This window comes from Streptomyces albidoflavus (genome assembly GCF_000719955.1).
GTDB classification, from domain to species: Bacteria; Actinomycetota; Actinomycetes; order Streptomycetales; family Streptomycetaceae; genus Streptomyces; species Streptomyces albidoflavus.
In genome coordinates this window covers 110,759-124,888 of record NZ_JOII01000017.1, presented here as the reverse complement: position 1 = coordinate 124,888, position 14,130 = coordinate 110,759, and the positions used below count along the sequence as shown (strand labels likewise).

Sequence of the window (14,130 nt, the reverse complement as noted above, 5' to 3'; positions counted from 1 at the left end):
CCCCGGAGCGGGACGAAGGGGACGGGCCCGCGTACGGGCGGGTACGGCGCCGGAGCGTTCCGTTAGCCTCGACGGACCAGTGGGCTGACGGGGAGGAACACGGCCATGCGTGTGTTGGTGACCGTAGTCGGGGAGGGCGCCCAGCCCCACGACGTCATGGTCGACGCGGAGGAGTCGGCCACCGCCGCCGACGTCGCCCTGGCGCTGACCGGCGCCGAACCCTTCCAGAAGGGGGCCGGTGGCGTCGTCACCGCCCTGCGCGCCCCCGCGGCCGGCGGCGGACACCACCTCTCCCTCTGGGCCGACGGCCAGCTCTGCGACCCGGCCGCCCCCGCCTCCGCCGTCCTCAGCGACGGCATGCGCGTCTCCACCGACGACAGCGTCGGCCCGCTGCTGCGCCGGGGCGAACCGGTCGGCTGGTACGAGATACGAGTGGCCGGCGGGCCCGCCTCCGGACGGGTCGTCCGGCTCGGCGCGGGCGCCGCCGACATCGGCTCTGGCGCCCACTGCACCGTGCAGGTCCCCGACCCGACCCTTCCCGCCACCGCGCTGCGCGTCCGGATCGACGTCCAGGGCGAAGCGGTCCTCGTCCCGGCGCCCGACACCGAGCTCACCGTGCTGGTCGACGGCGAGGAGGCCGACGGGGAGACCCCCTGGCCGCTCGGGGACACCGTCCGGGTGGGCGACACCCTTCTCGTCCTCGACCGGGCCGTCGCCCCCGACGCCCACCTCTCCCGGATGAGCGAGGGCGGCCTCGCCTACAACCGGCCGCCCCGCCTCAACCCGCTGCGGCGCCGCTCCCGGCTGATCGTCCCCCAGCCGCCCACCAAGGCGGAACGGGCCAAGTTCCAGTTCATCATGGCGTTCATGCCGATGCTCTTCGGCATCACCATGTGGCTCATCACCAAGCAGATCTTCATGCTGCTGTTCTGCCTGATGAGCCCGCTGATGATGGCCGGCCAGTGGATCAGCGACAACCGCGACGGCAAGAAGAAGCACCGCACGTCGATGAAGCAGTACCGCCAGGACCTCGCCGCCCACGAGGAACTGCTCGCCACCACCTGCAAGCAGGAGCAGCGCGAACGCCGCGCCGAGATGCCCGACCCCGCCGAGATCCTGCTCTTCGCGACCGGGCCCCGCCGCCGCCTCTGGGAGCGCCGCCTCACCGACCCGGACGCGATGCTGCTGCGGATCGGCACCGGCACCCTCCACTCCGACGTGGAACTCGCCCTCGGCCGGGGCGGCATGTGGGGCGAGGAGGACCGGCCCGACCAGCCCGAACTCCCCGACGTCCCCGTCGCCCTGCCTTTCCAGGACCTCGGCGTCGTCGGCGTCGCGGGCGACCGGGCCCGCGCCCTGTCGACCGCCCGCTGGCTCACCGTCCAGGCCGCCGCCCTGCACAGCCCCCGCGACCTCTCCGTCGTCTGCCTCACCTCGCACACCCCGTCCGGCGCCGACTGGTCCTGGCTGCACTGGCTGCCGCACACCGCCCCCGCCCAGGGGCAGGACTGCATGGCGCTGGTCGCCTTCGACTCCGAGACGGTCGCCCGCCGGGTCAACGAACTCCTCGGCGAGCTGAACCGCCGCAAGGCCGCCCGCGACAACCACAACGCGCTGGGCAACCTCTACCCGGACACCAACGTCCTCGTCGTCCTGGACGGCGCCCGCATCCTGCGCCGCATGCCCGGCGTCCCCCAACTCCTCACCGAGGGACCCCGCTTCGGCATCTACGCGCTCTGCCTCGACGAGGACGAGCGGCTGCTCCCCGAGGAGTGCCGCGCCGTCGCCGCCTGGACCGCCGACAGTTCGCACCACTTCCGGCTGCGCGGCCACGGCCTGGAGGAGGCCGGGGAGGTCCTCGGCGACCAGGTCACCGCCGACTGGTGCGAACTGCTCGCCCGCTCCCTCGCCCCGGTCCGCGACGTCAGCCGCGACGACGCCGACAGCGCCCTGCCCACCGCCGCCCGCCTCCTCAACCTCCTGGAGATGCCCGACCCGGCCGGCGCCGACATCGAACGGATCTGGCGGGCCGGCGGCTCCACCACCGCCGCCCCCATCGGCATCGCCGCCGACGGCACCTTCGTCCTCGACATCCGCCGCGACGGGCCGCACGCCCTGGTCGCCGGCACCACCGGCGCGGGCAAGTCCGAACTCCTCCAGACGATCATCGCCTCGCTCGCCGTCGCCAACCGCCCGGACGCCCTCAACTACGTCCTCATCGACTACAAGGGCGGCAGCGCCTTCATGGACTGCGCCCGGCTGCCGCACACCGTCGGCATGGTCAGCGACCTCGACGCCCACCTCACCGAACGCGCCCTCGCCTCGCTCGCCGCCGAGCTCCACCGCCGCGAGGAGATCCTCTTCAACACCGGCACCAAGGACATCGAGGACTACAACGACACCCGCAAGCTCCGGCCCGAACTCGAACCGATGCCCCGGCTCGTCCTGGTCATCGACGAGTTCGCCTCCCTCGTCGCCGAACTCCCCGACTTCATCGCCGGCCTCGTCGACATCGCCCGCCGGGGCCGCTCACTCGGCGTCCACCTGATCCTCGCCACCCAGCGCCCCGCCGGTGTGGTCAGCGCCGACATCCGCGCCAACACCAACCTGCGGATCGCCCTGCGCGTCACCGACGCCTCCGAGTCCCTCGACGTCATCGAGGCCCCCGACTCCGGCGCCATCGCCAAGTCCACCCCGGGCCGCGCCTACGTCCGCTCCGGCGCCCAGTCCCTGGTCGGCGTCCAGTCCGCCCGCATCGGTGGCCGCCGCCCCGCCGTCGGCGGAACCGGCCCGAAGGCCACCCACACCCCGGTGCCCTGGCAGGCGTACAGCCGCCCGCTGCCCCGCAAGGCCGAGGCCGAGGACGACGGGACGATGGTCACCGACCTGGCGGTGCTGGTCGACGCGGTCCGCGGCGGGGCCGAACTGATGGGCTTCAGCGAGCAGCGCAGTCCCTGGCTGCCGCCGCTCGCCGAGCAGATCTCCCTCGACGGCATGGCCGCCTACCCCCCGCCCCCCGCCGGCCACGACGACGTCCAGCCCGTCCCGTACGGCCTCGTCGACCGGCCCTCCGAGCAGAGCCGCCGGCCGCTCGTCCTCGACCTGGTCCACGGTGAGCACACCATGCTCGTCGGCGGCGCCCGCTCGGGCCGCTCCACCGCGCTACGCACCCTCGCCGGCTCGCTCGCCCGCTCCACCTCCCCGCACGACGTGCACGTCTACGGCATCGACTGCGGCTCCAACGCGCTCCTGCCGCTGATCCGGATGCCGCACGTCGGCGCCGTCGTCAGCCGCGACGAGCCCGACCGCGCCCGGCGGCTCATCAACCGCCTCCTCGTCGAGATCGCCCGCCGCCAGCAACTCCTCGCCGCGGAGGGCGCCTCCAGCGCCGCCGAGCAGCGCGCCGGGGCCGCCCCCGAGGACCGGCTGCCGTGGATGGTGCTCCTCCTCGACAGCTGGGAGGGGTTCATGTCCACCTTCGAGAGCTACAACTACGGGCAGCTCATCGAGATGGTCCAGCGCATCTTCCGTGAGGGCTCGGCCGTCGGCCTCAAGGTCGTCATGACCGCCGACCGCACCGGCCTCAGCGGCCACGTCGCCTCCTCCTTCGCCGACCGCCTGGTCCTGCGCTTCGCCGACGCCAACGACTACTCCACCGCCGGACTCCAGGCCCGCGAGGTCCCCAAGAGCATGCCGCCCGGCCGCGCCCTGCGCGTCACCGACACCGGCGTGGACGAGACCCAGATCGCCCTCCTCACCGAGGACCCGGCAGGCCAGGCCCAGGTCCGCGCCCTGCGCGAACTCGCCGACGCGGCGGGCGAGCGGTACGGCCGGCTGCCCGCCGACCGGCGCCCGCTGCGGGTCGACGCGCTGCCCGCCCGCATCGGCGCCGCCGAGGCGATGGCGCTGGAGCCCGACTTCACCCCGCCCTCACCGCTCTGGGCGCTGCTCGCGGTCGGCGGCGACGAACTCGCCCCGCTCGGCATCGACCTGGAGGAGGACGGCCCCGGCTACGTCATCGCGGGCCCGCCCAAGTCGGGCCGCTCCACCGCGCTCCGCTCGGCCGCCGAATCCCTGCTGGCCCGGGGCACGCCGGTCATCCTCGTCCTGCCCCGGCGCTCCCCGCTGCGTACCCTCGAAGGCCGCGACGGCGTCCTCGGCATCCTCGACTCCGAGTCCCGCGAGGACGACCTGGAGGAGCTGGAGGAGAAGGCGGCGGGCCGCCCGTACGTGGTCCTCGTCGACGACGCCGAACTCGTCTACGACACCTCGCTGGACGAGGCGCTCGAAGGCGTCGTCAAGAAAGGCGCGGACGGCGGGGTCGGCCTCATCGCCGCCGGCACCTCGGACACCCTCGCCGGGCAGTACCGCGGCTTCGTGGTCGACGCGCGCAAGTCCCGCAACGGTCTGCTGCTCACCCCGCAGAGCCCGCAGGAGGGGGAGCTGTTCGGCATCCGGCTGCCCGCCAACAGCGGCGGCGGCCCGGCCGGCAGCGGCCTGATGGTCTCCGGCGGCACCTTCCAGCCGGTGCAGGCGGTCATGGTCTCCTGACCGCCCCGCCCCGCCGCGGGCACGCGAAAGGGGAGCCGCCCCGGCCGGGGCGGCTCCCCTTTCGCGTCGGCTGCCTGCCTGGGATCAGGTGGCGCGCTCGATGTTGTCGGCGCTGGTCTGCGCGGACTTGCCGGCCTCGTTGAGGGTCGTCACCCACTTCTCGAAGGTGGGCTTCACTTCCTGCCAGTCGTCACGGAAGCGGTCCGCCTTGGGGCCCTTCCAGTAGCCGGTGCTGTCGGAGGTGGCCGACTGCAGCGCCTTGATCAGCGCCTGCAGGTCGGTGGCCTTCCGGTTGAAGGTTTTGGAAAGTTCCCGGAGTCGAGTGAGATCTGCACCGCGATCCATGACGATCCTCCCCGTGTAGACAACGATGAACGGACGATCCGTTCGTATCAGGGGACGCTATCGCATGGGAAGCAGTTCCCCGGAAGGGAGTTGGTGGAGATGCGGAGGGGGTCTCGCCGCCCCCGCCGTCGCGGCTCCCGGCTGCCCCTGGCGACCTCTGTGCCGATCGCTATGCTGGACGGGATCGAGCGACGGGGGAGACGGAAATGGCCGATCCGCAGATCGAGGAGCTGACCCAGCGGGCGCAGCGGCTGCGTTCGCTGGCCGACCACATAGACGGTCTGGTCGATCAGCCCAAGCGGCACTCCACCACCCAGATGAAGAGCTGGTCGGGGCCGAACGCCGACGCGGTCCGGGGCAAGCTCAGGACCTGGCACACCACGTGCACCAACGTGGCGAAGTCCCTGCGGGACGAGGCCCAGCAGTGCACCAACGACGCCAAGGACCTGAAGAAGGACGACAAGAAGTGAACCGCGTCGCCGCGGACTCACGGGAGGAACCGAGACCAGTGCCCTCGTACGACAGCTCGCGGGCGCGCCTGCGCCTCGCAGACCGCCACATAGCAGTCCTCGCCCACCTGGTCGACGGCCAGAACCCGCCCGACGAGCTGTGGGACTCGCTGCTCGAGCTCCAGGCGGCGGCCCTGGTCGGAGCCGAGGGTGAACTCTCGCAGGTCCTCGCCCCGCTGCTGAGCGCCCTCGCCGAGCCCATGGTGATGGTGCAGGTGGAGGTCACCGGCGAGCACGGTCCGGTCAACCACGGCGTCGTCATCGGCCAGGAAGCGGTCTACTCGCACGACGGCTGGCCCGGCGAGGAGGAGTCCGAGTACACCCCGGTGGAGCCGACCTTCCTGGTGTGGGAGCTGGCCCGCAAGGTCAACCTCCGCAAGGACCGGGTGGCCGCGCCCGAGCGGCCCGTCTCCCGCCTGGAGACGACCATGGCCACGCTCGACGCCGCCTTCACCGCGCTCGCCGAGCCGAGCGAGGACGAGGCCGCCCTGCTCGCCGCCACCCGCGCGGCCGTGCAGGAGGCGGACAGCAGCCTCACCGGCGACGTCCTGGAGCTCTTCGTCGAACTGGTCGCCTCCCTCAACTCCCACTGGCGGATCACCACCGTCTGGGACGGCGACCACGAGGGCGAGCGCACCGCCATGGTCCGCGCCCTCGCCGTCTGGGACGCGGGCCCCCTCGGCTACTGGATCCGCGAACAGCCCGCCGAGCCGATCCTGCCGGGCGCCGTGGGCCCGGACTCGCCGCTGGTCCTCGTCGCCTCGGACGTCGGCGAGATCTGGGACAAGGTCACCGACCTCCTCCCGGACAAGGAGGACCTGCACGTGGACATGGCGGGTACGCCGAACACCTGACCCGTACTTCGCCCCCTCCCCCCCACCACCGCAGGCAGGACGTATGAGTTCCCCCCAGCCCGACTTCCTGGGCCCCGACGTCGCGTACCAGGCCACCCCGCAGAAGCCGGGGAAACCGCGCAGGCCGTGGCGGGCGACGCTGGTGGTGGCACTCCTCCTGCCTCCGGTGCTGCTGGGGTCGGGGTGGCTGGCGCAGAGCGACAGCACGCTGCTGCTCCTGCTCGGCGTCATCGTGGCCATGGTGGCCCTCCTCGTCGCCTGGGCCTACGCGGGAGCGGGCCCCGGCACCTTCGTCGCCATCTTCGGCCTCGCCTTCATGCTCTTCGTGGGACCGGCGATGGCGGAAACGTTCCTGGACCGGCAGGGCGTGCGCACCCCTGCCGTCGTCGCCGGCTTCGGCGAGATGAGCCCCCGGTACGACCGGGCGCGCACCTGCAAGCTGGTCTGGGAGGACCGCGACACCGGCGAGATCGGCCGGGTCGAGACCGGCGGCCTGTCGGCCTGCACCGACGACATCAAGGCCGGCGACCCGGCCGTCGTCGTGGTCGACCCGACCGGCTGGCAGTTCCCCCGGATGGCGGACGACGTGGAGTCGGCCTCCACCACGACATGGGCGGTCACCGGCGGGCTGTTCGTGGCGATGGAGCTGATGTTCCTGTGGGGACGGGCGCGGAAGTTCGGCTGAGGGGCGCGCCTTGTGACGCAGAAGGGAAAGCGGAAGCGAAGCGCGGGCTGACTGGACGCCGCCGCCGAAGTCCGCGCGCACCTTGGCCTTGGAGCGGGAGTGGGCCCGGCGGAAGGCTCTGGCCACCGTGCCCGCCGTGCCGCGACGCCGGCAGATCATCGGGATCTCCGCCTTCGGGCTGGCCGCGGTGGGTGACCTTCGCTCCCCAGGACCCCAGCCGCGTGCTCACCTCCAGGTGGGTGGCGGACCCGCCGCTCGTGACGACGCCCCTGCTGGTGGTGGCGGTGTGCGGGTTCCCCTTCGTGGTGCTGCCCTGGTTCGTGATGGTGCGCCGACGGCGGCTGTTGCGGGCACGGGCGCGGATCATGGCGGAGTAGACCGGGCGCACCCGGCCCCGGCAGCACCGGTGCCGGGGCCGGGCGCCACGGCTCAGCTTCCCGCGGCCCCCTTCGCGGGCTTCGGTCCGTCCCCGATCAGGGCGAAGGCGAAGGCGAGGCGGCGGTCGAGCCAGTCGGTGCGGACGGAGACCGTGTCACTGCCCTCGGACTCCATCACCTTCTCCTCGCCCGCGTACCAGTGCAGCGTGCGGGGCTTCTTCTGCTTCTTGGCGCCGTCCTGGGCGGTGAGGGCGCGGGTGACCAGGTCGACGGCGAGGCCCGTCGAGGCGCCCAGCTTCTTGCCCGGGCTCTTCAGGCTGCCGAGCTTGCCGGTGCCGGTGACCTCGGGGTGGCCGGGCTGGTCGATCCGCCAGGTGTGCGGGCTGAGCGGGCCGCCGGCCACCCGGCGTACCGTGCCGACCAGTTCGCCGGACGCGTCCCGGACCGCGTACAGCAGGTCGCGGCCGTCGGTGTCCGGGGCCATGACCGTGCACAGGAGGTGCTGGAGGCCCGGGTCCTCGAAGAGGGCGAAGGCGGCGCCGGGGGCGGCCCGTCGGGCGTCCTCGCTCTCGCCCACGTACGCGCAGGGGGCGTGGACGCGCTGGGCGAGGGGACCGCGGAGTACGCGGACGGCGTGCGCGCCCAGGACGGCCTGCGGGCGCCTGTTGCCGCGCGGCCGCTCCACCCAGCCCACCACGAACCGGTCGGCGTCGGCCCAGCCGACCTGCTCCACCGGGGGGTCCGGGTTCGGGCTGTTCGTGCCACCACGTGTCATGCGTCGTCCTCCGTGCGTACCGGAACGGGTCAGAACCAGTTTCTCGGGTCGGCCTTCTTGGCCAGGTCCTTGGCCCCGTCGACGAGTTTGCCGCCCTTGTCCTTGGCCCAGTCGACGGCCTTGCCCGCACCCTTTTTGATGTCGTCCCAGTTCTCGACGATCTTGGCGCCGCCGTAGATGGCGCCCGTGACCACGGCGGCGCCGATGGTGATCGGGTTGGGGGCGACCATGGCGGCGGTGAGGGAGGCGTTGAAGCCGACCTCGGCGACATCGGCGACGTACCCGGCGCCGTTGCGCTTGAAGGCGTCGACCGGGTTGCCCTGCGAGATGACGTTGGCCGCGCTGACGCCGGTGGAGACCACGCCACCGACGACGCCCGCGCCGCGCAGGAACCCCGCCGCCTTCGCGGTACCGGCCGCCGCGAACCGGAGCGAGGAGCCGGGGTTGGCCATGCCGCCCCGGGCGGTGAAGAGGTTCCGGCCGACGGTGGTGAGGCTGGCCTGCGCGGAGCGTGTCACGGCCTGCCCGGAGTGGGTCACGCCGCCGTACCGTGCGGCGAGGCCGTCGTGGCCGACCAGGAAGTTGATGGCGGGGTTCACGCGCAGGTTCCGCGCCAGGGACGAGCGGCGCAGGGCGTCGTAGCCCGTGCCCAGCCACGTCGCACGCACACCGCTGGTCAGCGGGACGCGGCTGAGGTTCTGGTACAGGGAACTCTGCTGGAACAGCGCGCCCAGCCGCCCCGGCAGCCAGGCGCCCGGCGCCGACAGGGAGCGGATCGGCGGGCGCACCCCGACCAGCCAGTTGCCGGCGGACCGGACCCAGCCGAGGTTGCTGGCACGCATGGTGACGCCCAGCCGCGTCTTCCACGTACGCAGGGCGCCCTGCTTCAGGGAGTTGCCGACCAGCACCTTGGTCAGGGAGGCGCCCTGCACGGTGAAGACGGTGCCGGCCGCGACGATGGAGCCGTAGTCGCCCACCGCCTTGATCATGCGCTCGATGGTCTGCTCGTGCGGACCGAGCCCCGGAATCCTGGAGAGGGCGTTGGCCTGGAGGCGGGTCACCCAGTCCTTCAGGGACTCGTTCTCCTGGCGCTTGAACGATTCCGCGTTCGGGTCGTCGCTCGCGGCCACCGAGTTGGCGAGCAGCAGGGCGTCAGGGGTGAGCCCCTCGCCCTTGTACTTCGCCAGGTCCTTGTCGGTGAACCCCGCCCACCGCAGCCCCGCTTCGGGATCACCGTCCTCCAACCGCGCGAAAGTGGCGCGTTTCCGCAGATCGGGCGCGGTGTCGGAGACCCAGGAGCGCAGCGGGCGCAGGGTGGTCAGCTTGCCGGTGACCCCCAGGTTCGAGGCCCGGGTGAACGCCTCGTCCAACTTGTCCGAAAGCCCCCCACGCCCGTCCAGCAGCTTCGCGAGCTGCTCCAGATCCTGCGGATTGACCGTCCTCACGCTGTATCCCCCGTTCGCTGCCTCATCCGTGCGAGCCGGTACGCCGCCGCTCGCCACGAAGCTCAGTACGAACACGGTACTGGGCGACGACAGGTGTGTAGTAGGGGCGGTGGCGGGGGGTGAGAGCGGTTGGGGGGATTCGCCGGCATAGGGAACAGTCAGAACCAGTTGGCCGGATTGGCCTTCTTGGCCAGGTTCTTCGCTCCCTCCACCATGTCTCTCCCGGCCGCCCCGGCCTTGGCGCCCAGCCAACGCCCTGCCTTCTGGGCGCCGCCCTTCACGTCGTCCCAGTGCTCGACCACCTTGGCCGTGACGTACACAGTGCCGGTGACGGCCACCGCGCCGAAAGTGATCGGGTTCGGAGCGATGGTGGCGGCGGTCATGGAGGCGTTGAAGCCCACCTCGGCGACGTCGGCCACGTATCCGGCGCCCTTGCGTTGGAACGCATCGACCGGGTTGCCCTGGAGCCGCAGGTTGTTGAGGCCGTACACGGTCTGCCCGGCGCTCAACAGGATGTTGCCGGCTCGGAGGAATCCGGTGACCTTGGCTGTACCAGCCAGGGCCGCCTTCGTGGAGGCGAAGCGGCCGGAGTTCCTGCGGGCTTCCCGGTAGAGGGCGAAGCCTGCTTTCCTGAGCCCTGCCTGGGCGCCGCGCGTGATCTCGGCCCCGGAACGGTTGGTCAGATTCAGGCTTCTCGTCAGTGTGTCGTCACCGAGGACAGCTGTCAGCCATCTGTTGGTCCGAGGACTGAGCCTGCCGACGACCTGTCTGGCCCCGTCATACCCGTGCCCCAGAGCGAGATCGTTCATCCTGCTGAGTACGGGTACCGCACTGAGGTTGCGGTAGAGGGTGTTGCCCTGGAAGAGGGCCCCAAGACGAGAGGGGAGCCAGCTACCGGGTGCCGACAGGGCGCGAGGACTTACCTTGATCCGCCCTACCACCCTTCCTATCTGCTTCGCGAGAGGAGAATCTCTCGCCTTGAGACCGTCGGCAATGCGAGAGAGGTGGCTCCCGAAGGCGTTGGTCCCCTGCGCGACGGCCAGACTGGAGCCGATCAGCAAGGTCCTGCCTCCTACGCTGAGCACCGAGGCTCCGTCGCGAGCCAGCTCCACGAACTTGGTGACTGTGGCCTCGTGGGCCTCCAGCCCCGTGAGGTCGGCGAGAGCATGGCCGGCCAATCGGTTGAGCCAGTCGTCGATACTCTCCCGGTCCCGCCTACGGAACGCTTCCGCACCCGGATCACCGCTCGCAGCAACGGAGTTGGCCAGCACGATGGTCTCGGCCCTCAGTGCTGCCCCGCCGTACGCCTTCAGCTCGCGGTCGCTGAAGCCCGCCCAACGCAAGCCGGCCTCCGGATCGCCATCTTCCAGACGAGCGGTGATCGCACGGTTGCGGAGGTCCGGCGCTGTGTCGGAGACCCAAGATCGCAAGGGACGCAGGGTGGCCAGTTGGCCGGAAACGCCTAGATTGGAGGCTCGTGTGAATGCCTCGTCGAGTCTCTCTTGAAGCCCGCCGCGTCCGTCGAGGAGTTTGGCGAGCTGTTCCAGATCTTGGGGATTTACCGTCCGCACTCGATTCCTCCGTTCTGAGACTGTGCGGCCAAGGGCGCTCGCGTGAGCGTTCGCTACCGCTCAGAGGGCGATCGGGTCCTTGTCTCCGATCAGCGCGAACGCGAAAGCCAGGCGCCGGTCGAGCCAGTCGGCGTGAAGGTGAGTCGGATGGCGGTCTTGGGTCTCCATGACCAGTTCGTCGTCAGCGGTCCAGGTGAGGCGCCGGGGCGCCGCAGTGTCTTTCCCCTCGCCGGGCAGCACGCTGTCGAGTGCCACGTTCGCGAGACTGATTCCGGCTTCGCCGGCGAACTGGCGCGGACTGTAGGTAGCCCAGCGACTGCGGCCCACGACGACTGGCCGCCCAGGCTGCTCGATGCGCCACGTGTGCCGGCGCAGGCCCTTGCGGGGGAGGCGCTGGATGACGCCGATGCGGGTGCCTTCGGCGGTGCGGACTACGTGGTGGCCGATGCCGTCCTTCTCGTGGCGGTGGGAGACCGAGCAGAGCAGGTGGGCGTGGAGGGGGTCGGTGAAGAGGGTGTGGGCGATGTCGGGTCCGCCGGTGTTGTCCTGGGGGAAGCCGAGGTAGGCGCAGGGGCGGAGTATGGGGCCGTAGGCGTCCTCGTCGGTGACGCGGATGGCCGTGGGGCCGTCGACGGGGCGGCGGTAGCCCTTGGTGGGCGGGCGTTCCGTGGACCCGATGGTGAAGGTGGTGACATCGCGCCAGTCGGCGGGTTCGACCGGGGGGCGCTTCTCGCGGCGGAGGAGGGACATGGGGGCTTTCGGACTGTCAGCTGGTGGCTGCGCCGTGGCGGGGCTTGTCGTCGTCGCCGATGAGGGGGAAGGCGAAGGCGAGGCGGCGGTCCAGCCAGTCGGCGGTGATGGTCATCTTCTTGCTGGCTTCGGAGAGCATGACTTCCTGGTCACCGATCATCCAGTAGAGAGTGCGGGGCTTCTTGGTCTTGACGCCGTCGGCCTCCGGGATGGCGGCGGCGACCATGCGAGCGGCGGTCACGAACGCCTTCTCCGTCTTTGTGGGAGCGCTCGTGATCTCCCCCGCGCCGGTGATCTGGGGGTGGCCTTGCTGGTCGATGCGCCAGGTGTGACGGGTGAAGCGGCCACCCGCGACGCGGCGCAGGGTTCCGATGGGGGCGCCGGTGGCGTCGCGAACCTCGTAGCTGAGGGTGCGGCCCTCCTCGACCGGCCCCATGACCGAACAGAGGAGGCGTTCGTGGGCCGGGTCCTCGTACAGGGTGAAGGCGGCGCCGGGGACGCGGGAGGCGGTCTGCTCGTCCGAACCGGCATACGCGCAAGGCACGTTGACAGGATGCTCTTCCGTTCCCATGGGGACGCGGATGGCGCGGTCGCCGAACTTGTTGCCGGGCTGCTCGGGGGTGTGGGGGCGCCAGACCATGCCGAGGACGAAGGTACGGACGTCGTGCCAGTCCACCTGCGCGGGCGCCGGTGGCGGAGGCGGTGCCTCGCTTTGCGCGCGCTCGCTTCTTCCTCGCCCGAATGCCATGTGTGCCTCCTGTTCGGAGCGCCGGGGACGCCCTGTGGTTCGTACGATGCCGCCTGTCAGAACCAGTTTCTCGGATCGGCCTTCTTTGCCAAATCCTTGGCCCCGTCCAAGACTTTGCCGCCGGTGTCCTTCGCCCAGTCCACCGCCTTGCCCGCACCCTTCTTGATGTCGTCCCAGTTCTCCACGACTTTCGCCCCGCCGTAGATGAGGCCGGTTCCGACGACAAGGCCGATGGTGACGGGGTTCGGTGCGACCGTTGCGGCGGTGAGGGAGGCGTTGAAGCCCACCTCGGCGACGTCGGCGACGTACTCGGCCCCCTTCTCCTTGAAGGCGTTGACCGGATTGCCGTGCGAAACGACGTTGGCGACGCTGACGCCGGTGGAGAGTGCGTTGCCGACGACGTTCGTCGTACGAAAGAAGCCAGCCGTCTTCACTGTTCCGGCCACGGCGAAGCGCAGCGACTTGCCAGGGTTGGCCATGCCGCCGCGGAAGTTGAACAGCCTCTGGCCGACCCTGGCGAGATTGGCGTTGGCGGCTCGTTTGACCTCCTGGCCGGAGTGCGTGAGTCCGCCGAACCGGGCGGCGAACTTGTCGTTGCCCACAAGGCGGCTGATCGTTCTGTTGACGCCGATGGATCGCACGGCCGGGGCGGAGCGCAGGTGGTCGTAACCCCGTCCCAGCAAGTCGGCGCGCCAGCCGGCGGTGAACGGCACACGGGTCAAGGTCTGATAGAGGCGGTTGCCCTGGAACATGGCGCCCAGTCGCCCCGGCAGCCATGTGCCCGGCGCTGACAAGGAGCGGATCGGAGGGCTCCAGCGGGCCAGGGAGACGCCCCGTTGCCGGATGAAGGGGAAGCGGCTTCGCTGGAGGGCGCCGGCCACGCGGTTCTTCCAGACAGCCCCCCGGCCATTCTTGAGCGAGTTCCCCACCAGCACCGTGGTCAGGGAAGACCCCTGCATCACCACTCTGGTCCCGGCGCTCATGATCGCGTGGGCGTTGCTGGCCGCGTCGTACAGCGTGCCGACAGTCGCCTCGTGGGGCGCGAGGCCGGGCAGCTGCGCGATGGCGTGGACCTTCAGGCGGTCGAGCCATTTGTTGAGGGATTCGTTCGGTTCGCGCTGGAACTGGAACGCGTCGGGGTCCTCGCTGGCGGCAACGGAGTTGGCGAGAAGGATCTCGTCGGGGGTGAGTCCTTCCCCCTTCCGGAGTCGGGCCAGTTCCTTGTCGGTGAATCCGGCCCAGCGCAGTCCGGCCTCCGGGTCGCCGTCCTCCAGGCGGGCGAAAGTGGCGCGTTTGCGCAGGTCAGGTGCGGTGTCGGTGGCCCAGGACCGGAGTGGGTGCAGGGTGGTCAGCTTGCTGGTGACGCCCAGGCTGGAGGCCCGGGTGAACGCCTCGTCGAGCTTGTCCTGGAGTCCGCCGCGTCCGTCGAGCAGCTTGGCGAGCTGTTCGAGATCCTGCGGATTGACCGTCCTCACGCCGCCTGCTCCGTTCATCCCGCTGCCTGGTGTCACGCCCGGACG

12 protein-coding genes are annotated in these 14,130 nt (G+C 71.1%); 5 read left to right on the top strand and 7 right to left on the bottom strand.

Annotation, left to right across the window (positions count from 1 at the left end; genetic code table 11):
• Positions 1–105 precede the first annotated feature (105 nt).
• Positions 106–4,551, top strand: a complete 4,446-nt coding sequence (locus IF45_RS0119060) for a type VII secretion EssC family protein (protein WP_030308542.1) — start codon at positions 106–108, stop codon at positions 4,549–4,551.
• A gap of 84 nt (positions 4,552–4,635) precedes the next feature.
• Here IF45_RS0119060 and IF45_RS0119055 read toward each other — a convergent pair whose 3' ends face one another.
• Entirely contained in the window at positions 4,636–4,896 is a 261-nt protein-coding gene (locus IF45_RS0119055; protein WP_003948777.1) for a WXG100 family type VII secretion target, read from the bottom strand.
• A gap of 206 nt (positions 4,897–5,102) precedes the next feature.
• Between IF45_RS0119055 and IF45_RS0119050 the strand changes: the two genes are divergently transcribed.
• The 4 genes from IF45_RS0119050 (at position 5,103) to IF45_RS33385 (ending at position 7,321) form a co-directional block, all read left to right on the top strand.
• Entirely contained in the window at positions 5,103–5,366 is a 264-nt protein-coding gene (locus IF45_RS0119050) for a WXG100 family type VII secretion target (protein WP_008415822.1), read from the top strand.
• A gap of 38 nt (positions 5,367–5,404) precedes the next feature.
• Positions 5,405–6,259, top strand: coding sequence for a hypothetical protein (locus IF45_RS0119045; protein ID WP_030308541.1), 855 nt, complete (start codon positions 5,405–5,407; stop codon positions 6,257–6,259).
• 43 nt (positions 6,260–6,302) lie between these two features.
• Positions 6,303–6,944, top strand: coding sequence for a hypothetical protein (locus tag IF45_RS0119040; protein WP_030308539.1), 642 nt, complete (start codon positions 6,303–6,305; stop codon positions 6,942–6,944).
• Positions 6,945–7,165: 221 nt separating this feature from the next.
• A complete protein-coding gene (locus tag IF45_RS33385) occupies positions 7,166–7,321 on the top strand; it encodes a hypothetical protein (RefSeq protein ID WP_165395710.1) in 156 nt (51 codons plus the stop codon).
• Positions 7,322–7,373: 52 nt separating this feature from the next.
• Here the strand turns inward: IF45_RS33385 and IF45_RS0119030 are convergent, their stop codons facing one another.
• The 6 genes from IF45_RS0119030 to IF45_RS0119005 all read right to left on the bottom strand — a co-directional run bounded on the left by IF45_RS0119030 (position 7,374) and on the right by IF45_RS0119005 (position 14,085).
• On the bottom strand, positions 7,374–8,096 hold the full coding sequence (locus tag IF45_RS0119030) for a hypothetical protein (protein WP_030308537.1): 723 nt from the start codon (positions 8,094–8,096) through the stop codon (positions 7,374–7,376).
• Between the two features lie 29 nt (positions 8,097–8,125).
• A complete protein-coding gene (locus tag IF45_RS0119025) occupies positions 8,126–9,541 on the bottom strand; it encodes a hypothetical protein (RefSeq protein ID WP_008415836.1) in 1,416 nt (471 codons plus the stop codon).
• A gap of 158 nt (positions 9,542–9,699) precedes the next feature.
• Complete coding sequence (locus IF45_RS0119020; RefSeq protein WP_030308535.1) at positions 9,700–11,112, bottom strand: hypothetical protein; 1,413 nt, start codon at positions 11,110–11,112, stop codon at positions 9,700–9,702.
• Between the two features lie 60 nt (positions 11,113–11,172).
• Positions 11,173–11,862: a hypothetical protein gene (locus IF45_RS0119015; protein WP_030308533.1), complete on the bottom strand. Its 690-nt coding sequence runs from the start codon at positions 11,860–11,862 to the stop codon at positions 11,173–11,175.
• A gap of 16 nt (positions 11,863–11,878) precedes the next feature.
• On the bottom strand, positions 11,879–12,538 hold the full coding sequence (locus tag IF45_RS0119010; RefSeq protein WP_018895871.1) for a hypothetical protein: 660 nt from the start codon (positions 12,536–12,538) through the stop codon (positions 11,879–11,881).
• Positions 12,539–12,666: 128 nt separating this feature from the next.
• A complete protein-coding gene (locus IF45_RS0119005; RefSeq protein ID WP_030308530.1) occupies positions 12,667–14,085 on the bottom strand; it encodes a hypothetical protein in 1,419 nt (472 codons plus the stop codon).
• Between the last annotated feature and the right edge of the window lie 45 nt (positions 14,086–14,130).